Below are 20,547 nucleotides of genomic sequence, written 5' to 3'. Positions count from 1 at the left end.
TAAGGAAACTTTATACGGAGGAAAGAAATGGATTTGGGTGATAATGAGCTAACACTGACTCCCATACCTGGGAAAAGTGGCAAGGCTTATATGGGTAGCTATCCTGATGGGAAGCGCATCTTTGTAAAAATGAACACCTCTCCAATCCTACCTGGTCTAGCTAGAGAACAAATTGCTCCACAATTATTATGGAGTCGCCGTTTGGCAGATGGGCGTGATATGTGTGCTCAAGAATGGTTGACAGGCAAGATATTGACCCCCTATGATATGAATCGTAAACAAATCGTCAATATTTTAACCCGTCTTCATCGCTCACGTCCGTTGATGACACAGTTGAGTCGTTTGGGATATGCCATGGAAACACCTGTAGATTTACTGCAGTCTTGGCAAGAAACGGCTCCAGATGCTTTGCGTAAAAATCATTTTATCAGTGAAGTGATGGCTGATTTACGTCAGACTATTCCAGGATTTAGAGAGGACCATGCGACCATTGTCCATGGAGATGTACGACATAGTAATTGGATTGAGACAGACAGTGGCTTGATTTATTTGGTGGATTGGGATTCGGTTCGCTTGACCGACCGCATGTTTGATGTGGCCCATATGCTCTGCCATTATATTCCAGAACATCAGTGGAAGGAATGGTTGACCTACTACGGTTACAAGTACAATCAAACGGTATTAAATAAATTGTATTGGTACGGTCAATTGTCTTATTTGAGCCAGATTTCCAAGTATTATATGAACCAAGATTTAGAAAATGTCAATCGGGAGATTCATGGCTTGCGCCACTTCCGAGACAAGTATGGAAAGAGAAGATGAGAGTTAGAAATCGTAAAGGGGCGACAGAATTACTAGAGGCAAATCCCCAGTATGTGGTCCTCAATCCCTTGGAAGCCAAGGGAAAATGGCGGGACTTGTTTGGTAATGATAATCCCATTCATGTGGAAGTTGGAAGTGGAAAGGGTGCCTTTGTTTCGGGTATGGCCAAGCAAAACCCTGACATCAACTATATCGGGATTGATATTCAAAAGTCTGTTTTGAGCTACGCTTTGGACAAGGTGCTTGAAGTTGGAGTGCCTAATATCAAGCTCTTGTGGGTAGATGGTTCTGACTTGACTGACTACTTTGAAGACGGTGAAATTGATCGCTTGTATCTGAATTTTTCAGATCCATGGCCTAAAAAACGCCATGAAAAGCGTCGTTTGACTTACAAGACTTTCTTGGATACCTTCAAGCGTATCTTACCTGAAAATGGAGAAATTCATTTCAAAACGGATAACCGTGGCTTGTTTGAGTACAGCCTAGTGAGTTTTTCTCAATATGGCATGAAGCTCAATGGTGTTTGGCTCGATTTACATGCCAGTGATTTTGAAGGCAATGTCATGACAGAATACGAGCAGAAATTCTCCAACAAGGGGCAAGTTATCTACCGAGTTGAGGCAGAATTTTAAGAAATAGCCTGAAATCAGGCTGTATAAGTGCTTTTGCTTTACATAAGTTGGCAAACGTGCTATACTAAGAGTAAGAATATGAAAAGTGAGGCGGGGAAATATCTTCGCCTCTTGCTTATGAGGAGGTGGACGCAATCGCAACAATCGTAGAATTAGTCAGAGAAGTTGTAGAACCTGTCATTCAATCACCTTTCGAACTCGTGGATATCGAGTATGGAAAGATTGGCAGTGACATGATTCTCAGTATTTTTGTAGATAAACCTGAAGGAATTACCTTGAACGACACGGCGGACTTGACAGAAATAATCAGTCCTGTCCTAGACACCATCAAGCCAGATCCCTTCCCAGAACAATATTTCCTAGAAATCACCAGTCCAGGATTGGAACGTCCTTTAAAAACCAAGGATGCCGTTGCTGGAGCGGTTGGGAAATACATCCATGTCGGGCTCTACCAAGCCATCGATAAGCAAAAGGTTTTTGAAGGAACCTTAGTGGCCTTTGAAGAGGACGAGTTGACCATGGAATATATGGACAAGACGCGTAAGAAAACCGTCCAAATTCCATACAGTTTAGTATCAAAAGCACGTTTAGCAGTTAAATTATAGAAAAAGAAAGGATAGCTTTTGAGGATTCAAAAGTGAAGAAAAAATGAGTAAAGAAATGCTAGAGGCCTTCCGCATTTTGGAAGAAGACAAGGGAATCAAAAAAGAAGATATCATCGACGCAGTAGTAGAGTCGCTTCGTTCCGCTTATCGCAGACGCTATGGTCAATCTGACAGCGTAGCTATTGATTTCAACGAAAAAACAGGTGACTTTACCGTTTATACTGTCCGTGAAGTGGTTGATGAAGTATTTGATAGCCGTTTGGAAATCAGCTTGAAAGATGCTCTTGCCATTAATTCAGCCTATGAACTTGGTGACAAAATCAAGTTTGAAGAAGCACCTGCTGAGTTTGGTCGTGTAGCAGCCCAATCTGCCAAACAAACCATCATGGAAAAAATGCGCAAGCAAACACGTGCTATCACTTATAATACTTACAAAGAACATGAGCAAGAAATCATGTCTGGTACAGTAGAACGCTTTGACAACCGCTTCATCTATGTTAACCTTGGCAGCATTGAAGCCCAATTGTCAAAACAAGACCAAATTCCTGGTGAAGTTTTTGCTTCTCATGATCGTATCGAAGTATATGTTTACAAGGTTGAAGACAACCCTCGTGGTGTCAACGTCTTTGTTAGCCGTAGCCATCCAGAAATGATCAAACGCTTGATGGAGCAAGAAATTCCAGAAGTTTATGATGGAACTGTTGAAATCATGAGCGTGGCTCGTGAAGCTGGTGACCGTACCAAGGTTGCAGTTCGCAGTCATAATCCAAACGTGGACGCTATCGGTACAATCGTTGGACGTGGTGGTGCTAACATCAAGAAAATCACTAGCAAATTCCACCCAGCTCGTTACGATGCCAAGAGCGACCGTATGGTGCCAATCGAAGAAAACATCGACGTTATCGAGTGGGTAGCAGATCCAGCTGAATTTATCTACAATGCAATTGCTCCTGCTGAAGTTGACCAAGTTATCTTTGATGAAAACGACAGCAAACGTGCCTTGGTGGTTGTTCCTGATAACAAGCTTTCTCTTGCTATCGGTCGTCGTGGGCAAAACGTTCGCTTGGCAGCTCACTTGACTGGTTACCGTATCGATATCAAGTCTGCTAGTGAATTTGAAGCCATGGAAGAAACTGGTTCGGTAGGTTTGGAAGCAGAAAACGATACTGTAGAAGAATAAAAGCTGCTAGAGGAGGGAAAGATGAAAACGAGAAAAATCCCTTTGCGCAAGTCTGTTGTGTCTAACGAAGTGATTGATAAACGTGATTTGCTCCGCATTGTCAAGAACAAGGAAGGACAAGTCTTTATCGATCCGACAGGCAAGGCCAATGGCCGTGGCGCTTATATCAAGCTAGACAATAAAGAAGCCCTAGAGGCGAAAAAGAAGAAGGTCTTTAACCGTAGCTTTGACATGGAAGTAGAAGAAAGCTTTTATGACGAGTTGATCGCTTATGTGGATCACAAAGTGAAAAGAAGAGAGTTAGGACTTGAATAAGCAAAAGATAAGCAATCTCTTGGGACTTGCTCAGCGAGCAGGGCGGATTATATCGGGTGAAGAATTGGTGGTCAAGGCCATTCAAGACGGCAAGGCCAAGTTGGTCTTTCTAGCCCATGATGCTGGACCCAATCTGACCAAGAAGATTCAAGATAAAAGTCATTATTATCAAGTAGAAATTGTAACCGTGTTTTCAACACTGGAATTAAGCATAGCAGTCGGAAAATCAAGAAAGGTTTTGGCTGTGACAGATGCTGGATTTACAAAGAAAATGAGGTCTCTTATGGAATAGAAGAGGAGGACATGATTTGTCTAAGAAAAGATTGTACGAAATCGCAAAAGAACTTGGAAAAGAAAGTAAAGAAGTTGTAGCGCGTGCAAAAGAGTTGGGCTTGGATGTGAAAAGCCACTCATCAAGTGTGGAAGAAGCTGTCGCTGCAAAAATCGCTGCCAGCTTTAAGCCTGCAGCTGCTCCGAAAGTAGAAGTAAAACCTGCAGCACCAAAAGCAAGTGCAGAAAAGAAAGCCGAGAAATCTGAGCCAGCTAAACCAGCTGTAGCTAAGGAAGAGGTAAAACCAGCTGATCCAGTCGCTCCGAAGGCAGAAAAAGTAGCAGCTAAACCGCAAAGCCGTAATTTTAAGGCTGAGCGTGAAGCCCGTGCCAAAGAGCAGGCAGAACGACGCAAGCAAAATAAGGGCAATAACCGTGACCAACAACAAAACGGAAACCGTCAGAAAAACGACGGTCGCAATGGTGGAAAACAAGGTCAAGGAAACCGCGACAATCGCCGTTTTAACGACCAAGCTAAGAAACAGCAAGGTCAGCAAAATCGTGGTAATGAGCGCCGTCAACAAGAGGACAAACGTCCACATCAAGCGGCTCCACGTGTTGACTTTAAAGCCCGTGCAGCAGCCCTAAAAGCAGAGCAAAATGCAGAATATGCGCGTTCAAGTGAGGAACGTTTCAAACAGACTCAGGCTGCCAAAGAAGCCTTGGCCCAAGCAAACAAACGCAAGGAGCCAGAGGAAATCTTTGAAGAAGTGGCTAAGTTAGCTGAACAAGCGCAACAAGAACAGCAAGTTCAAGCAGTGGTTAAACCAGCTCCTGTAGCTAAAGAAGCGCCAGTGGATACACGTCGTAAAAAACAAGCTCGACCAGACAAAAATCGTGACGATTATGATCACGAAGAAGATGGTCCTAGAAAACAACAAAAGAATCGAAGTAGTCAAAATCAAGTGAGAAATCAAAAGAATAGTAACTGGAATAACAACAAAAAGAACAAAAAAGGCAATAACAAGAACAACCGTAATCAGACTCCAAAACCTGTTACAGAGCGTAAATTCCATGAATTGCCAACAGAATTTGAATATACAGATGGTATGACCGTTGCGGAAATCGCAAAACGTATCAAACGTGAACCAGCTGAAATCGTTAAGAAACTCTTTATGATGGGTGTCATGGCCACACAAAACCAATCCTTGGATGGGGAAACAATTGAACTCCTCATGGTGGATTATGGTATCGAAGCCAAACAAAAGGTTGAAGTGGATAATGCCGACATCGAACGTTTCTTTGTCGAAGATGGTTATCTCAATGAAGATGAATTGGTTGAGCGTCCACCAGTTGTAACTATTATGGGACACGTTGACCACGGTAAAACAACACTCCTAGATACCCTTCGTAATTCTCGTGTTGCGACAGGTGAAGCAGGTGGTATCACTCAGCATATCGGTGCCTACCAAATCGTGGAAAATGGCAAGAAGATTACCTTTCTTGATACACCAGGACACGCGGCCTTTACATCTATGCGTGCGCGTGGTGCTTCTGTTACCGATATTACTATCTTGGTCGTAGCGGCAGATGACGGGGTTATGCCTCAGACTATCGAAGCCATTAACCATTCAAAAGCAGCTAACGTTCCAATCATCGTAGCCATTAACAAGATTGATAAACCAGGTGCTAACCCAGAACGCGTTATCGGTGAATTGGCAGAGCATGGAGTTATGTCAACTGCTTGGGGGGGAGATTCTGAATTTGTTGAAATCTCAGCTAAATTCAACCAAAATATCGAAGAATTGTTGGAAACAGTCCTTCTTGTGGCTGAAATCCAAGAACTCAAGGCAGACCCAACAGTGCGTGCTATCGGTACAGTTATCGAAGCGCGCTTGGATAAAGGAAAAGGTGCGGTTGCAACCCTTCTTGTTCAACAAGGTACCTTGAATGTTCAAGATCCAATCGTTGTCGGAAATACCTTCGGTCGTGTCCGTGCTATGACCAACGACCTTGGTCGTCGTGTTAAGATTGCTGGACCATCAACACCAGTTTCTATCACAGGTTTGAATGAAGCGCCGATGGCGGGTGACCACTTTGCCGTTTACGAAGATGAAAAATCTGCGCGTGCAGCAGGTGAAGAGCGTGCCAAACGTGCCCTCATGAAACAACGTCAAGCTACCCAACGTGTCAGCCTTGAAAACCTCTTTGATACCCTTAAAGCTGGTGAACTTAAATCAGTTAACGTGATCATCAAGGCCGACGTACAAGGTTCTGTTGAAGCCCTTTCTGCCTCACTTCAGAAAATCGATGTGGAAGGTGTTAAAGTTACTATCGTTCACTCAGCGGTCGGTGCCATCAATGAATCTGACGTGACTCTTGCCGAAGCTTCAAATGCCTTTATCGTTGGTTTCAACGTACGCCCTACACCACAAGCTCGTCAACAAGCAGAAGCTGACGATGTGGAAATCCGTCTCCACAGCATTATCTACAAGGTTATCGAAGAGATGGAAGAAGCTATGAAAGGGATGCTTGATCCAGAATTTGAAGAAAAAGTTATTGGTGAAGCAGTTATCCGTGAAACCTTCAAGGTGTCTAAAGTGGGAACTATCGGTGGATTCATGGTTATCAACGGTAAGGTTACCCGTGACTCTAAAGTCCGTGTTATTCGTGATGGTGTTGTTATCTATGATGGCGAACTCGCAAGCTTGAAGCACTACAAAGACGACGTCAAAGAAGTTACAAACGGTCGTGAAGGTGGATTGATGATCGACGGCTACAATGATATCAAGATGGATGATGTGATTGAGGCCTATGTCATGGAAGAAATCAAGAGATAAGATTTTTTGCTCCTTTCTTAGGTGGTGAGGGACGCAAGCAAACCGATGGTTTCATTGCTTATTTTTGAGCCTAGGGTCTCAAAAATCCCCTGTGATGGGACTGATAAATCAGTTCCATCACTTTCACCACGGCGAAAGAAGCAGATGATTTCAAATTGAACTTCGTTTCAATTTGAAATGAAAATCAAGAAGTTTAAAAATAGCTAGGTCTGCTGGCCTAGCTTTTGGTTCAAAGTAGAGAAAGGAATATCATGGCAAATCATTTCCGTACGGATCGTGTGGGCATGGAAATCAAACGCGAAGTCAATGAGATTTTGCAAAAGAAAGTCCGTGATCCGCGTGTCCAAGGTGTGACCATCACAGATGTTCAGATGCTAGGTGACTTGTCTGTTGCCAAGGTTTACTACACCATTTTGAGTAACCTTGCTTCAGATAATCAAAAAGCTCAAATCGGGCTTGAAAAAGCGACTGGTACCATCAAACGTGAACTTGGTCGCAATTTAAAATTGTACAAAATCCCAGATTTGACCTTCGTCAAAGATGAGTCCATTGAATATGGAAACAAGATTGACGAAATGTTACGTAATCTGGATAAGAACTAAGAAGGAGGGGGAACCCTCTTTTTTGGTGTGTGCCAGTCCTCCTTATGGTATAATAAAATAAATAATATCATTTATAAACGACAATGGAGGTCGTCATGGATAATATCATAGATGTGTCAATTCCCGTTGCAGAAGTGGTGGACAAGCATCCAGAAGTCTTGGAAATCCTAGTGGAGCTTGGTTTTAAACCTCTAGCCAATCCCTTGATGCGCAACACCGTTGGGCGCAAAGTATCGCTCAAACAGGGTTCTAAGCTAGAAGGAACTCCTATGGACAAGATTGTTCGCACACTGGAAGCAAATGGCTACGAAGTGATTGGATTAGACTGATGGCAGATGAACGGATTCATGTCCTGCGGGATATTTTGTTAGAATTGCATAATGGTGCCTCTCCTGAGTCGGTTCAGGAGCGCTTTGATGCGACCTTTACAGGTGTGTCAGCCATCGAGATTTCTCTCATGGAGCATGAGTTGATGAACTCAGACTCAGGTGTCACCTTTGAAGATGTCATGGAACTCTGTGATGTTCATGCCAATCTTTTTAAAAATGCTGTTAAGGATGTCGAAGTTGCAGATACCGAGCACCCAGGTCACCCAGTTCGGATTTTCAAAGAAGAAAATCTAGCCCTCCGTGCGGCCTTGATTCGCATTCGGAGATTGTTGGATACCTATGAGTCTATGGAAGATGAAGAAATGCTGGTGGAGATGCGTAAGGGCTTGGTGCGTCAGATGGGACTTTTGGGGCAATTTGACATCCACTACCAACGTAAAGAAGAACTATTCTTTCCAATCATGGAGCGCTATGGACACGATTCACCTCCAAAAGTTATGTGGGGAGTGGATGACCAGATTAGGGAACTCTTTCAAACAGTTTTAGCGACAGCCAAGTCACTACCTGAAGTGTCGATTTCCACTGTAAAAGATGTTTTTGAAGCCTTTGCGACAGAGTTTGAAAGTATGATTTTCAAGGAAGAGTCTATCCTTCTCATGATTCTCCTTGAGTCCTTTACTCAGGATGACTGGCTTCAGATTGCGGAGGAGAGCGATGCCTATGGCTATGCCATCATCCGTCCGTCTGAGAAATGGGTGCCAGAACGTCAGCGCTTTGTTGAGGAAAAGATTGCAGAGGAGCCTGTACAGTTAGATACGGCAGAAGGTCAAGTTCAGCAAGTTATCGATACGCCAGAAGGGCAGTTTACCATTACCTTTACCCCTAAGGAAAAGGAAGCAGTGCTGGACCGCCATAGTCAACAGGCTTTTGGGAATGGCTATCTCTCAGTCGAGCAGGCCAACCTCATCCTCAATCATCTTCCTATGGAGATTACCTTTGTCAATAAAGACGATATTTTCCAGTATTACAATGACAATGCGCCAGCTGATGAGATGATTTTCAAACGGACGCCGTCCCAAGTCGGGCGCAATGTTGAACTCTGTCATCCACCTAAGTACTTGGACAAGGTCAAGACCATCATGAAGGGACTTCGTGAGGGGACCAAGGATAAGTATGAAATGTGGTTCAAGTCTGAGTCGCGAGGCAAGTTTGTCCACATCACCTACGCTGCAGTACACGATGAGAACGGGGAATTCCAAGGCGTGCTGGAGTACGTTCAGGATATCCAGCCCTACCGTGAGATTGATACGGACTACTTCCGTGGATTAGAATAAGGAGAAGCAATGGGTTACGAACAAGAATTTATGAAGGAATTTGAAGCCTGGGTCAATACCCAGATTATGATCAATGACATGGCGCACAAGGAAAGCCAAAAAGTCTACGAAGAAGACCAGGACGAACGTGCTAAAGATGCTATGATTCGTTACGAAAGCCGCATGGATGCTTATCAGTTCTTGCTTGGTAAGTTTGAAAATTTCAAGGCAGGTAAGGGATTCCATGATTTGCCAGAAGGCTTGTTTGGTGAGCGAAATTATTAAACGAGATAGATTCTTGATTTTTCACTAAAATCTTGATAGAATATTTATATTAAATCCTTGTCAGAGCAGGGGTTTTTTATTGAAAGGATTTTATCATGTCAAAGAAACTCAATCGTAAAAAACAATTACGAAATAGCCTCCGTCGTGCAGGTGCTTTTTCAAGTACTGTGACGAAGGTTGTAGAAGAGACAAAAAAAGTCGTGAAACGTGCAGAACAGTCAGCGAGCCAAGCTGGTAAGGCTGTTTCTAAAAAAGTTGAACAAGCAGTAGAAGCTACTAAAGAGCAAGCTCAAAAAGTAGCCAATTCTGTAGAAGATTTTGCAGCAAACTTGGGTGGACTTCCACTTGACCGTGCTAAAACCTTCTATGATGAAGGAATCAAGTCTGCTTCAGATTTCAAAAACTGGACTGAAAAAGAACTCCTTGCCTTGAAAGGAATCGGCCCAGCTACCATCAAGAAATTGAAAGAAAACGGCATCAAATTCAAGTAATCTTTCTTGTCCCTTGCATTTCCGAAAGAATCTTGCTACAATAGATCCATTAGAGGTGTTTTGAATACCGCATTTTACAGAAAGTGGCGGCGCTGAGAAGTCCACAAATGTGTCAAAACTGGTTGCTAATGGGTGAAAAATTGAAATAATATTGTCTTTTTGTTTTAAAGACGAGAGTTGCGGGCTCTGCCCGAAATTGGGTGGTACCGCGGATAAACACATTCGTCCCTGTCATGTAGATGGCAGGGGCGATTTTTTGTAGAAAGCGAGGTGAGAAGAATGTCAAGACCTGAATTACCAGAACGATTAGAAACCAAACGACTCGTCCTACGAGTTCGTACAGTGGCAGATGCTGAGGATATCCATACCTACGCTAGTCTCCCAGAGGTCGCCTATCCAGCAGGCTTTCCTCCAGTCAAGACCTTGGAAGATGAGGTTTACTATCTAGAGCATATCCTTCCCGAACGCAATCAAAAGGAAAATCTCCCAGCTGGCTACGGAATTGTCGTCAAAGGAACCGATAAAGTCATCGGCTCTGTTGATTTCAACCATCGGCACGAAGACGATGTACTGGAGATTGGCTACACCTTACACCCAGACTATTGGGGACGAGGTTATGTGCCAGAAGCAGCGCGTGCCTTGATTGACATAGCTTTTAGAGAACTAGGTCTTCACAAGATTGAACTCTCTTGCTTTGGTTATAATGTCCAAAGTAAACGAGTCGCAGAAAAACTTGGATTTACCCTCGAAGCTCGTATCCGAGATCGTAAAGATGTTCAAGGAAACCGCTGTGACAGCCTGATATATGGTTTGCGGAGGAGTGAGTGGGAGGTAATTTGATGCATGTTTTCATCGTTGGTGCTCCGGCCTCAGGAAAAATGACGATTGGTCAAGAACTATCTCGACTGACGGATTCTACCCTCTTTTATAACCATCAAGCCATCGATTTTGCACTAGAAATCTATCAGGATTATACAGAGGAGATGTGGGAATTTGTTCGTGGAATCACCTTTTCTTTCCTTGGGGCAAGTGCAAGAAATCAGCGATCAGTAATTTTAACAGACGTAATTGATTTTTCAAATCAGTACCAGCTGATGTATTTAAAGCAAATTCAAGATTTGTTGAATGACTATCATCAAGAGATTCTGTTTGTTGAATTGGAAACAAGCCTTGAGGAGCGTTTACGTCGAAATCGAACGGAGAATCGGTTGAAGCACAAGCCCTTGAAACGATATATTGAGGTATCTGAAAGAGAAATTTTAGAGACCGCTGAAACACTTCAATTAAATTCCCAACATCAATCGAATGAGTTGCACCACTACTTTAAAATAAATAATACGAATTTGTCTGCAGAAGAAGCTGCTAAGCAAATTCAAAATAAAATGAACAAAATAGAGAAAGGACAAACACATGTCTAAAGAACTTTCACCTAAATACAATCCAGCCGAGGTTGAGGCTGGTCGTTACCAAAAATGGCTTGATGCGGATGTTTTCAAGCCTTCAGGAGACCAAAAGGCTAAGCCTTATTCGATCGTGATTCCACCACCAAACGTAACTGGGAAGCTTCACCTTGGTCACGCTTGGGATACAACTTTGCAGGATATCATTATACGTCAAAAACGGATGCAAGGTTTTGATACACTTTGGCTTCCAGGGATGGACCACGCTGGGATTGCCACTCAGGCTAAGGTTGAGGAGCGCTTGCGTGGAGAGGGGATTACACGTTATGACCTAGGTCGTGAAAAATTCCTCGACAAGGTCTGGGAATGGAAAGACGAATATGCCACTACTATCAAGGAACAATGGGGCAAGATGGGGCTCTCTGTAGACTACTCTCGTGAGCGTTTCACTCTTGACGAAGGTTTGTCAAAAGCTGTTCGTAAGGTCTTTGTGGACCTTTACAAGAAAGGTTGGATCTACCGTGGTGAATTTATTATCAACTGGGACCCAGCAGCTCGCACTGCCCTTTCTGATATCGAAGTTATCCATAAGGATGTCGAAGGTGCCTTCTACCACATGAATTATATGCTGGAAGACGGCTCACGCGCCCTTGAAGTTGCGACAACTCGTCCTGAGACCATGTTTGGGGACGTTGCGGTTGCGGTCAATCCAGAAGACCCACGCTACAAGGACTTGATTGGTAAAAACGTCATCCTTCCAATCGCTAATAAACTCATCCCAATCGTTGGAGACGAACACGCAGATCCTGAATTTGGTACTGGTGTCGTGAAAATCACGCCTGCCCATGATCCAAACGACTTCTTGGTTGGTCAACGACACAACTTGCCACAAGTCAATGTTATGAACGATGACGGAACTATGAATGACTTGGCCTTTGAATTTGCAGGCATGGACCGTTTTGAAGCTCGTAAGGCAGTCGTTGCTAAGCTGGAAGAAATCGGTGCACTTGTTAAAATCGAAAAACGTGTCCACAGTGTTGGTCACTCAGAGCGTACAGGTGTAGTGGTTGAGCCACGCTTGTCTACTCAATGGTTCGTTAAGATGGACCAATTGGCGAAAAATGCTATTGCCAACCAAGACACAGAGGATAAGGTCGAATTCTACCCACCTCGTTTCAATGATACCTTCCTCCAATGGATGGAAAATGTCCACGACTGGGTTATCTCTCGTCAGCTCTGGTGGGGTCACCAAATCCCTGCTTGGTACAATGCTGAAGGTGAAATGTATGTCGGCGAAGAAGCTCCAGAAGGTGACGGTTGGACTCAGGACGAAGATGTCTTGGATACTTGGTTCAGTTCTGCCCTTTGGCCATTCTCAACCATGGGCTGGCCTGATGTGGACTCAGGAGACTTCAAGCGTTACTTCCCAACTTCAACCTTGGTAACAGGTTACGACATCATCTTCTTCTGGGTGTCTCGTATGATCTTCCAATCCTTGGAATTCACTGGCCGTCAGCCATTCCAAAACGTGCTTATACACGGTCTTATTCGTGATGAGCAAGGACGCAAGATGTCTAAATCTCTTGGCAACGGGATTGATCCGATGGATGTCATCGAGAAATACGGTGCCGATGCTCTTCGTTGGTTCCTTTCAAACGGTTCTGCACCAGGGCAAGACGTGCGCTTCTCTTACGAGAAAATGGATGCTTCATGGAACTTCATTAACAAGATCTGGAACATCTCTCGCTACATCCTCATGAACAATGAAGGTTTGACCCTTGAGCAAGCAACTGCTAATGTCGAAAAAGTTGTTAACAAGGAAGCTGGAAATGTCACAGATCGCTGGATTCTCCACAACCTCAATGAAACTATCGGAAAAGCTACTGCCAACTTTGACAAGTTTGAGTTTGGTGTTGCTGGACACATCCTCTACAACTTCATCTGGGATGAGTTTGCGGACTGGTACGTTGAGTTGACCAAGGAAGTCCTTTATAGCGACAATGAAGAAGAGAAAGTTATCACACGTTCTGTCCTCCTTTACACTCTGGACAAGATCCTTCGTCTCCTTCACCCAATTATGCCATTCGTGACAGAGGAAATCTTTGGACAAATCTCAGAAGGCTCTATCGTGACAGCAGAATACCCAACTGTCAATCCAGCCTTTGAAGACCTTGTGGCTCACACTGGTGTGGAAAGCCTCAAAGACTTGATCCGCGCTGTTCGTAATGCGCGTGCAGAAGTAAACGTAGCACCAAGCAAGCCTATCACCATCCTTGTTAAGACTAGCGATAGTGACTTGGAAGCCTTCTTTAACAGCAATGTCAATTACATCAAACGCTTTACAAATCCAGAACACTTGGAAATCGCATCAACCATCCCTGCACCTGAACTCGCTATGTCAAGCGTCATCACAGGAGCAGAAATCTACTTGCCACTGGCAGACCTCCTCAATGTCGAAGAAGAACTGGCTCGTCTCGACAAGGAACTAGCTAAGTGGCAAAAAGAACTGGATATGGTCGGTAAGAAGCTCTCTAACGAACGCTTCGTAGCCAATGCTAAACCAGAAGTCGTCCAAAAAGAACGCGACAAACAAGCCGATTACCAAGCTAAATACGATGCGACCGTAGCACGTATTGATGAGATGAAGAAGTTGGTGAAATAAACACAGAAACACGGTGGATATCGTTTGATATATAGATAATAAAGGAGAAAATATTTTGACTAACATTTTAGAATTGTATTCTGAAGATACGCTTTTAGAAAATATTGATAATGAGCGAATTGATATTGATGCTGAAGTTGAGGATGAAGTTGAGTCAACTACATCTAGTAGAAAACTATATATAGATAAAGTTGATAAATCTACCTCAGATTTAATACGAATGATAAAAGAAGGAGAGTTAATTTTACAGCCTGACTACCAAAGGAAATTTGTTTGGAATCAAAAAACAATGTCACAATTTATTGAATCTTTATTGCTGTCAATTCCTATACCAACTATATTTTTATCAGAAAATGATGATGACACGCTAGAAGTAATTGATGGGCAACAACGTTTAACAACAGTTTTTACTTTTTTTAAATCAATTCTTAATGAAGATGACTTAAACAATGTTAAGAAAGGAAATGAATATCTAAATTATATGGATCCTCTGGAATTAAGTGGACTCTCAACGTTGTCTGATTTTAATAAAAAGACCTTTGCTGAACTTGATGATAGGATTCAGAGAAAGTTTAAAAATGTTTCACTACCTATTGTTATAATTCAGAAGGATTCATCGGAGGATATTAAATATGATATATTTTCAAGAATAAATCAAGGTTCCATAAAATTAAATGGACAGGAATTATTAAATGTAATGTATCGAGGCGTATTTTTGTCCAAATTAAATGAAACTTGTGAATTAGATATTGTTGATGAAATATTTGGGAAAAGAGTAGTCCTTAAGAAGAGATACGGTTATAACGAAATTTTGTTACGTGCATTTGTTATAAATGAATTTATTGATGAATCGTTTACTGCTATTAAAAGAATTGAAGTGCGAAATCCGAAACTATTAGATGGGAAAAAGGAACGCACTTATGGTGGAAGATTGAATACAGCAATCATTGAGTTTTTAAAAGAATATAGGAATGATGTAGAAAAATCTGAGGAGTTAGAAGATTTCATTTTAAAATCTATAGAGAAAGTAAATATTGTTTTTGGTAACGATGCTTTTAAGCGAATTAGTAGTAATGAACTTGCAACTAGTATCAATAAGACTGTAGCTGAAACCCAGTTAGTTATCCTATCAAGATTTTCAATTGATGAAGTAAGACAATATAAGGAAAAAATCAAAGAGTCGTTTTTAGAGTTTCTTAGTAAAAGCGATGAAGGTTTATTTGTGAGAGGAACAAATAACACATCTAATGTGTTAAAAAGATACGAGTGGGGAAAAATCTTAAATAAATTAATCAGGAATTAGATGTAACATGGATGTAGATAATATTTTTAAGAATTACAAAAAGTATATTGATATTTATGAAAATGACCTAAAAAAATTGGATGATGAAGCTAGTACATTCTTACTCAATTCACTTTATTTATCAGTATTTACAACATTTGAATATTTTTTAGATTTTTTAATTCAGTGTTATGTTGAAAATATTACTTTAAGTTCAAAAGGTATTAAGCTTGAAGATTTAAAAGGTTCGATAGCAATGAAATATTTTATTAATACTAATAAAAATGATAAAAAATTACAAAATTTACTAACTAATCCTCAAACAAAAACATTTGACTCCATTAGAACTGTTCTATATGATAAAATACCTAGGGAGGAATTATCTAAATATTTGAAATTTGAGTTCCTACATGATCATAAGCTAAAGGAACACTATCCAGATATTTTTGAGCAAATATTTAATGAAAGAGATTTGTTAAAGAATATTAACTTATCTCGAACTGAAGTAGTCGGGGGGGTTAAGACAGTCGAGAATTTTTCTGCAGAAGTGTTTATATTAAAGTATAGAGATATTCGAAATAGTATTGCACATGAAAATTATAAATTTTCAGTAGAAAATGAGCAATTTAAGGAATATGTTGAATTTTTTCAAAAAATTATTAAATGTATGATTGACAAATTCGAGACGGTTACAGGTTTCCCTGTTGATTCAAAATCAAATAACATTTTGAATAGCATCTAAATTATCGTATTTATATAATTGAAAATACTATAAATTTTCAATATTTCACCTTAATTTTCTTATATCGTTGTGCATCGAATTCATATGGATTGATATCGAAAATCCACCTAGCGCTCCCATCGGCTGGGTAGCAAAGAAATAAAAAGTCCTGTCATTTTCTCCCATTTAACCTTTGACTATTCCGCAAAATTATCGTAAAATAAAGAGTAAATGATAAAATGAGGTCAGAGTCTGTTCGCTCTGGCGATAGTAGCATAAATGAGGAGAAACGCTTTGGAATTAGAAATATTTGCTGGGCAAGAAAAAAGTGAACTATCTATGATTGAGGTAGCGCGTGCTATCTTGGAACTTCGTGGTCGCGATCATGAGATGCATTTTAGCGATCTTGTAAACGAAATTCAAAACTACCTTGGAACATCAAACAGCGATATCCGTGAAGCCTTGCCTTTGTTCTACACAGAATTGAACTTTGACGGTAGCTTCATCTCTCTTGGAGACAACAAATGGGGGCTTCGTTCATGGTATGGTGTGGATGAAATCGACGAAGAAATCATCGCTCTTGAGGAAAATGACGACGATGAAGTAGCACCAAAAGCTAAGAAAAAACGTGTCAATGCCTTCATGGATGGTGATTCAGATGCCATTGACTACAATGCGGATGATCCAGAGGATGAAGATGCATACGAAGCAGATCCAGCTCTTTCATACGATGATGAAAATCCAGATGATGAGAAAAATGAAGTGGAAGCTTACGATGCAGAAATCAACGAAATCGCTCCAGATGACTTGGGTGAAGACGTGGATCTCAATGAAGAAGACGACGAGTTTTCAGACGATGATTCTGAAAACGTCGAGGAATAAAAGTTAGCTATTGACAATTATCCTATTTTTAGGTATCATATTGTTCGGGCACCTCTTTTAGAGGTCGGGGCTCCCTAGTTCTTAGGGAGCTATTTTTGTTTTTTCAAGAAGTTATCTTCTTGTATTTTAGTTGTGAATCTGGTGCAGTCGTCCCAGATTATTCTTATTAGTAGGGTCTTGTTTTCTATGTCCCCTCGTAGTTAGCAAGACCTTGAGCATTTTAGAAAGAGGAATCTATGTCTACGAAATATATTTTTGTAACTGGTGGTGTGGTATCGTCTATTGGGAAAGGGATTGTAGCAGCGAGTCTGGGCCGTCTCTTGAAAAATCGTGGTCTCAAAGTAACCATTCAAAAGTTTGACCCTTATATCAATATTGATCCGGGAACTATGAGTCCTTACCAGCACGGGGAAGTTTTTGTGACAGATGATGGAGCTGAGACAGATTTGGACTTGGGTCACTATGAACGCTTCATCGATATCAATCTTAACAAATATTCCAACGTGACAACTGGGAAAATTTACAGTGAAGTTCTTCGTAAAGAACGCCGTGGAGAATACCTTGGGGCAACTGTTCAGGTTATTCCTCATATCACAGATGCTTTGAAAGAAAAAATCAAGCGTGCCGCTCTAACGACCGACTCTGATGTCATTATCACAGAGGTTGGTGGAACAGTAGGAGATATCGAGTCCTTGCCATTCTTAGAGGCCCTTCGTCAGATGAAGGCAGATGTGGGTGCGGATAACGTCATGTATATCCATACAACCTTGCTTCCTTACCTCAAGGCTGCTGGTGAAATGAAGACCAAACCAACCCAACACTCTGTAAAAGAATTGCGTGGATTGGGAATCCAGCCAAATATGTTGGTTATTCGTACAGAAGAGCCAGCTGGTCAAGGAATCAAAAACAAACTGGCCCAGTTCTGTGATGTGGCACCAGAAGCCGTTATCGAGTCGTTGGATGTTGAACATCTTTACCAAATTCCATTGAACTTGCAGGCACAAGGTATGGACCAAATTGTCTGTGACCATTTGAAATTAGATGCACCAGTAGCGGATATGACAGAATGGTCAGCCATGGTGGACAAGGTCATGAACCTTAAGAAACAGGTCAAGATTTCCCTTGTTGGTAAGTATGTTGAGTTGCAAGATGCCTACATCTCAGTGGTCGAAGCCTTGAAACACTCTGGTTATGCAAATGACGCAGAAGTTAAAATCAATTGGGTCAATGCCAATGATGTGACAGCAGAGAATGTGGCGGAACTCTTGTCTGATGCGGACGGAATCATCGTACCAGGAGGTTTTGGTCAACGTGGTACGGAAGGGAAAATCCAAGCCATTCGCTATGCACGTGAAAATGATGTTCCAATGTTAGGTGTCTGCTTGGGAATGCAGTTGACATGTATCGAGTTTGCTCGTAACGTTTTAGGCCTTGAAGGTGCCAATTCTGCAGAGCTTGCACCAGAAACAAAATACCCTATCATTGATATCATGCGTGATCAGATTGATGTTGAGGATATGGGGGGAACCCTTCGTTTGGGACTTTATCCATCTAAGTTGAAACGTGGCTCTAAGGCTGCAGCTGCTTATCACAATCAAGAAGTGGTGCAACGCCGTCACCGTCACCGTTATGAGTTTAACAATGCCTTCCGTGAGCAGTTTGAGGCAGCAGGCTTTGTCTTCTCAGGAGTTTCTCCAGACAATCGTTTGGTCGAAATCGTGGAAATTCCTGAAAATAAATTCTTTGTAGCGTGTCAGTATCACCCTGAACTGTCAAGCCGTCCAAATCGCCCAGAAGAACTCTACACTGCTTTTGTGACTGCAGCAGTTGAGAACAGCAATTAGTTAAATCAGAACCTTTGAGAAGAATCTCAGAGGTTTTTTGCTTGTATATTTAGGATATGAGTTGCAAAATAAAAACATAGTGATATAATTAACATAAAAAATCCTAAGGAGGATCTACGATGAAAAAAATCACATTATTTGGTTTGTCTCTAGCTGGTCTAGCTTTACTGGCTTTTCCACATTCAGGGCAGGCATTTGAGCTTAAAGAAGAATGGGTTGTTAAGTGTGGAGTACAGTATCAAGATGGCAAGATTCTTCGGTTTAACAATGGTCATGAAGTGGATATCAAAGTCTTGGATTTGCCAAAAACCGAGAAAATCGAGTGGACAGTTAGTCTCAATGGTCAAGATCAGACAGTCAATTTTCTAGGCCAAGAAAAGGACAAGTCTATGATGGGCGTAGAGGGGCGTTACCTGAATTTCTATGTTCCATATGGCTATAGAGGAGATATCAAGGTAGAAGCCAAGAGCGGAAATGAAGTAAAGACCTGGTCAACGAAAGTTGTGGATGACATCCATAATGATAGTGGAAAGAGAGGTTACTATCGTATTGAAGAATCAAATGATCAATACACTTACCTCGATGCTAAATGGGATTATCAAACCAAGACTTACACTGCTACTTTACCAGAGACTGTCAATGGTCAAAAAGTCTTTGCTTGGGCAGACTATGGCAATGGCGAGTTGAAACTTGAAAAACTAAAATCTATCAGTCATTCCTACAAGGGGGGAGGAGCCTTCCGAGAACTTTATCCGATTGTAAAAGCAGAAAGCTGGCTAAAATCAAATCAAAACTGGTACTATCAACAACAAGGCCAATTAGTGCAGAACGCTTGGGTTAAGGACAAGGGAACTTGGTACTTTATGAATGATAAAGGAGTCATGTTCAATCAAACTTGGCTCTATCAAGGTGGTAACTGGTATGCCTTTAAATCATCAGGAGCCATGATTGCGAGTGACTGGTTTTACGACCAAGGCAAGTGGTACTATTTATCAACTTCAGGAGCTATGAAAGCAAGCGCTTGGATTTATGACAAGGGAGAATGGTATTATGTAAGTTCTTCTGGTGCCATGATTGCGAATGGTTGGGTCAAAGATAATGGCAAGTGGTACTATCTAGCTTCATCAGGTAAGATGCTTCGCAATACTTACACCCCTGATGGTTACTACGTTGGCAACTCAGGTGCCTGGCAATAAGAATAATACTCTTCGAAAATCTCTTCAAACCACGTCAGCTTTATCCACAACCTCAAAACGCTGTTTTGAGCTGACTTCGTCAGTTCTATCTACAACCTCAAAGCAGTGCTTTGAGCAACCTGCGGCTAGCTTCCTAGTTTGCTCTTTGATTTTCATTGAGTATAAGAAGTCCTTTTCCTTAAAGGAAGAGGCTTTTTACTTGCTTTTCTGTTGCTTCCTCATTTGTCCTAAAGCTTTTTTTGTGTTAAAATGAATGGTATGAAAGCTAAAAAAATGTGGATGGCAGGCTTGGCTCTGCTTGGTATTGGGAGCCTTGCCCTTGCTACGAAAAAAGTTGCAGATGACCGTAAGCTCATGAAGACTCAGGAAGAGTTGACAGCGATTGTGCGAGACCATTTTTCAGACATGGGGGGAATTGCGACCCTCTATGTTCAAGTCTATGAAAGCAGTCTAGAGAGCTTGGTTGGTGGCGTCATTTTTGAGGATGGCCGTCATTATACCTTTGTCTATGAAAATGAAGACCTAGTCTATGAGGAGGAAGTCTTATGATACAACCAGCAAGTTTAGAAGAATTAGCATCATTAGTAGAAAAAGATGGCAAGAAGGTCTTTCTTTTTGTGGCAGACTGGTGTGGCGATTGCCGTTATATCTATCCTGCCTTGCCAGAAATTGAGGAGATCAATCCAGAGTTCACCTTTATTCGAGTGGACCGAGACCAGTACATGGATCTAGCTAAACTCTGGGATGTATACGGAATTCCTAGCCTTGTTGTTCTAGAAAAGGACAAGGAAATCGGTCGTTTTGTCAATCGTGACCGTAAAAGCAAGGAACAAATCAATGACTTTTTAGCAGGACTGAAATAGGAGAAAAGAGAAA

22 protein-coding genes are annotated in these 20,547 nt (G+C 41.7%); all 22 read left to right on the top strand.

What is annotated here, in order from left to right; genetic code table 11:
- Window positions 1-27 precede the first annotated feature (27 nt).
- The 22 genes from ccrZ (at window position 28) to MK480_RS03300 (ending at window position 20,534) form a co-directional block, all read left to right on the top strand.
- A complete protein-coding gene (ccrZ, locus tag MK480_RS03405; RefSeq protein ID WP_000362999.1) occupies window positions 28-822 on the top strand; it encodes a cell cycle regulator CcrZ in 795 nt (264 codons plus the stop codon).
- Window positions 819-1,454 (top strand): tRNA (guanosine(46)-N7)-methyltransferase TrmB, encoded by a 636-nt coding sequence (gene trmB / locus MK480_RS03400; protein ID WP_001266094.1) that lies wholly within the window; start codon window positions 819-821, stop codon window positions 1,452-1,454. The genes ccrZ and trmB overlap by 4 nt, the downstream gene beginning before the upstream one ends.
- Window positions 1,455-1,579: 125 nt before the next feature.
- Window positions 1,580-2,059 carry a ribosome maturation factor RimP gene (rimP, locus tag MK480_RS03395; protein ID WP_261101041.1) on the top strand — a complete coding sequence of 160 codons (480 nt, stop codon included), beginning with the start codon at window positions 1,580-1,582 and terminating at the stop codon, window positions 2,057-2,059.
- A 43-nt stretch (window positions 2,060-2,102) separates the two neighbouring features.
- Window positions 2,103-3,239: a transcription termination factor NusA gene (gene nusA, locus MK480_RS03390; RefSeq protein ID WP_023947156.1), complete on the top strand. Its 1,137-nt coding sequence runs from the start codon at window positions 2,103-2,105 to the stop codon at window positions 3,237-3,239.
- Window positions 3,240-3,260: 21 nt separating this feature from the next.
- Complete coding sequence (rnpM, locus tag MK480_RS03385) at window positions 3,261-3,554, top strand: RNase P modulator RnpM (RefSeq protein ID WP_000857567.1); 294 nt, start codon at window positions 3,261-3,263, stop codon at window positions 3,552-3,554.
- The gene (locus tag MK480_RS03380; protein ID WP_001041390.1) at window positions 3,547-3,846 is read left to right on the top strand and encodes a YlxQ-related RNA-binding protein; all 300 of its coding nucleotides are present in this window, start codon (window positions 3,547-3,549) and stop codon (window positions 3,844-3,846) included. Before rnpM ends, MK480_RS03380 begins: the two co-directional genes overlap by 8 nt.
- A gap of 16 nt (window positions 3,847-3,862) precedes the next feature.
- Window positions 3,863-6,664 carry a translation initiation factor IF-2 gene (gene infB, locus MK480_RS03375; protein WP_268707191.1) on the top strand — a complete coding sequence of 934 codons (2,802 nt, stop codon included), beginning with the start codon at window positions 3,863-3,865 and terminating at the stop codon, window positions 6,662-6,664.
- Between the two features lie 251 nt (window positions 6,665-6,915).
- Entirely contained in the window at window positions 6,916-7,266 is a 351-nt protein-coding gene (gene rbfA / locus MK480_RS03370) for a 30S ribosome-binding factor RbfA (RefSeq protein ID WP_001273601.1), read from the top strand.
- Between the two features lie 95 nt (window positions 7,267-7,361).
- A complete protein-coding gene (locus tag MK480_RS03365; protein WP_000368739.1) occupies window positions 7,362-7,595 on the top strand; it encodes a DUF1858 domain-containing protein in 234 nt (77 codons plus the stop codon).
- The gene (locus MK480_RS03360; protein WP_268707190.1) at window positions 7,595-8,929 is read left to right on the top strand and encodes a DUF438 domain-containing protein; all 1,335 of its coding nucleotides are present in this window, start codon (window positions 7,595-7,597) and stop codon (window positions 8,927-8,929) included. The genes MK480_RS03365 and MK480_RS03360 overlap by 1 nt, the downstream gene beginning before the upstream one ends.
- A gap of 9 nt (window positions 8,930-8,938) precedes the next feature.
- Window positions 8,939-9,193: a DUF1912 family protein gene (locus MK480_RS03355; RefSeq protein WP_049543818.1), complete on the top strand. Its 255-nt coding sequence runs from the start codon at window positions 8,939-8,941 to the stop codon at window positions 9,191-9,193.
- Between the two features lie 95 nt (window positions 9,194-9,288).
- The gene (locus MK480_RS03350; RefSeq protein WP_000038635.1) at window positions 9,289-9,684 is read left to right on the top strand and encodes a helix-hairpin-helix domain-containing protein; all 396 of its coding nucleotides are present in this window, start codon (window positions 9,289-9,291) and stop codon (window positions 9,682-9,684) included.
- Between the two features lie 279 nt (window positions 9,685-9,963).
- The gene (locus MK480_RS03345; protein WP_268707189.1) at window positions 9,964-10,524 is read left to right on the top strand and encodes a GNAT family N-acetyltransferase; all 561 of its coding nucleotides are present in this window, start codon (window positions 9,964-9,966) and stop codon (window positions 10,522-10,524) included.
- Window positions 10,524-11,102 (top strand): AAA family ATPase, encoded by a 579-nt coding sequence (locus tag MK480_RS03340; RefSeq protein WP_268707188.1) that lies wholly within the window; start codon window positions 10,524-10,526, stop codon window positions 11,100-11,102. Before MK480_RS03345 ends, MK480_RS03340 begins: the two co-directional genes overlap by 1 nt.
- The gene (locus MK480_RS03335) at window positions 11,095-13,746 is read left to right on the top strand and encodes a valine--tRNA ligase (RefSeq protein ID WP_268707187.1); all 2,652 of its coding nucleotides are present in this window, start codon (window positions 11,095-11,097) and stop codon (window positions 13,744-13,746) included. The genes MK480_RS03340 and MK480_RS03335 overlap by 8 nt, the downstream gene beginning before the upstream one ends.
- 55 nt (window positions 13,747-13,801) lie before the next feature.
- The gene (locus MK480_RS03330) at window positions 13,802-15,049 is read left to right on the top strand and encodes a DUF262 domain-containing protein (RefSeq protein WP_268707186.1); all 1,248 of its coding nucleotides are present in this window, start codon (window positions 13,802-13,804) and stop codon (window positions 15,047-15,049) included.
- Window positions 15,050-15,056: 7 nt separating this feature from the next.
- Entirely contained in the window at window positions 15,057-15,770 is a 714-nt protein-coding gene (locus tag MK480_RS03325; protein ID WP_268707185.1) for an MAE_28990/MAE_18760 family HEPN-like nuclease, read from the top strand.
- A 273-nt stretch (window positions 15,771-16,043) separates the two neighbouring features.
- On the top strand, window positions 16,044-16,631 hold the full coding sequence (rpoE, locus tag MK480_RS03320; RefSeq protein ID WP_268707184.1) for a DNA-directed RNA polymerase subunit delta: 588 nt from the start codon (window positions 16,044-16,046) through the stop codon (window positions 16,629-16,631).
- Window positions 16,632-16,867: 236 nt separating this feature from the next.
- Complete coding sequence (locus tag MK480_RS03315) at window positions 16,868-18,475, top strand: CTP synthase (protein ID WP_268707183.1); 1,608 nt, start codon at window positions 16,868-16,870, stop codon at window positions 18,473-18,475.
- A gap of 119 nt (window positions 18,476-18,594) precedes the next feature.
- Window positions 18,595-19,671 carry an N-acetylmuramoyl-L-alanine amidase family protein gene (locus tag MK480_RS03310; RefSeq protein ID WP_268707182.1) on the top strand — a complete coding sequence of 359 codons (1,077 nt, stop codon included), beginning with the start codon at window positions 18,595-18,597 and terminating at the stop codon, window positions 19,669-19,671.
- A gap of 249 nt (window positions 19,672-19,920) precedes the next feature.
- Complete coding sequence (locus MK480_RS03305; protein WP_042900387.1) at window positions 19,921-20,220, top strand: DUF4651 domain-containing protein; 300 nt, start codon at window positions 19,921-19,923, stop codon at window positions 20,218-20,220.
- Window positions 20,217-20,534 (top strand): thioredoxin family protein, encoded by a 318-nt coding sequence (locus MK480_RS03300; protein ID WP_254754031.1) that lies wholly within the window; start codon window positions 20,217-20,219, stop codon window positions 20,532-20,534. The genes MK480_RS03305 and MK480_RS03300 overlap by 4 nt, the downstream gene beginning before the upstream one ends.
- Window positions 20,535-20,547: the final 13 nt, after the last annotated feature.

Source organism: Streptococcus mitis, from assembly GCF_026782895.1.
Lineage (GTDB): Bacteria > Bacillota > Bacilli > Lactobacillales > Streptococcaceae > Streptococcus > Streptococcus mitis_CB.
The sequence above is the reverse complement of the archived record's forward strand: the minus strand, read 5'-3'. Positions and strand labels throughout refer to the sequence as shown.

Excerpts from the sequence above, each read along its gene's own strand:
- ccrZ (WP_000362999.1), top strand. The coding sequence starts at position 28 with ATGGATTTGGGTGATAATGAGCTAACACTGACTCCCATACCTGGGAAA.
- trmB (WP_001266094.1), top strand. The coding sequence starts at position 819 with ATGAGAGTTAGAAATCGTAAAGGGGCGACAGAATTACTAGAGGCAAAT.
- nusA (WP_023947156.1), top strand. The coding sequence starts at position 2,103 with ATGAGTAAAGAAATGCTAGAGGCCTTCCGCATTTTGGAAGAAGACAAG.
- rnpM (WP_000857567.1), top strand. The coding sequence starts at position 3,261 with ATGAAAACGAGAAAAATCCCTTTGCGCAAGTCTGTTGTGTCTAACGAA.
- rbfA (WP_001273601.1), top strand. The coding sequence starts at position 6,916 with ATGGCAAATCATTTCCGTACGGATCGTGTGGGCATGGAAATCAAACGC.
- MK480_RS03365 (WP_000368739.1), top strand. The coding sequence starts at position 7,362 with ATGGATAATATCATAGATGTGTCAATTCCCGTTGCAGAAGTGGTGGAC.
- MK480_RS03360 (WP_268707190.1), top strand. The coding sequence starts at position 7,595 with ATGGCAGATGAACGGATTCATGTCCTGCGGGATATTTTGTTAGAATTG.
- MK480_RS03355 (WP_049543818.1), top strand. The coding sequence starts at position 8,939 with ATGGGTTACGAACAAGAATTTATGAAGGAATTTGAAGCCTGGGTCAAT.
- MK480_RS03350 (WP_000038635.1), top strand. The coding sequence starts at position 9,289 with ATGTCAAAGAAACTCAATCGTAAAAAACAATTACGAAATAGCCTCCGT.
- MK480_RS03345 (WP_268707189.1), top strand. The coding sequence starts at position 9,964 with ATGTCAAGACCTGAATTACCAGAACGATTAGAAACCAAACGACTCGTC.
- MK480_RS03340 (WP_268707188.1), top strand. The coding sequence starts at position 10,524 with ATGCATGTTTTCATCGTTGGTGCTCCGGCCTCAGGAAAAATGACGATT.
- MK480_RS03335 (WP_268707187.1), top strand. The coding sequence starts at position 11,095 with ATGTCTAAAGAACTTTCACCTAAATACAATCCAGCCGAGGTTGAGGCT.
- MK480_RS03325 (WP_268707185.1), top strand. The coding sequence starts at position 15,057 with ATGGATGTAGATAATATTTTTAAGAATTACAAAAAGTATATTGATATT.
- MK480_RS03315 (WP_268707183.1), top strand. The coding sequence starts at position 16,868 with ATGTCTACGAAATATATTTTTGTAACTGGTGGTGTGGTATCGTCTATT.
- MK480_RS03310 (WP_268707182.1), top strand. The coding sequence starts at position 18,595 with ATGAAAAAAATCACATTATTTGGTTTGTCTCTAGCTGGTCTAGCTTTA.
- MK480_RS03305 (WP_042900387.1), top strand. The coding sequence starts at position 19,921 with ATGAATGGTATGAAAGCTAAAAAAATGTGGATGGCAGGCTTGGCTCTG.
- MK480_RS03300 (WP_254754031.1), top strand. The coding sequence starts at position 20,217 with ATGATACAACCAGCAAGTTTAGAAGAATTAGCATCATTAGTAGAAAAA.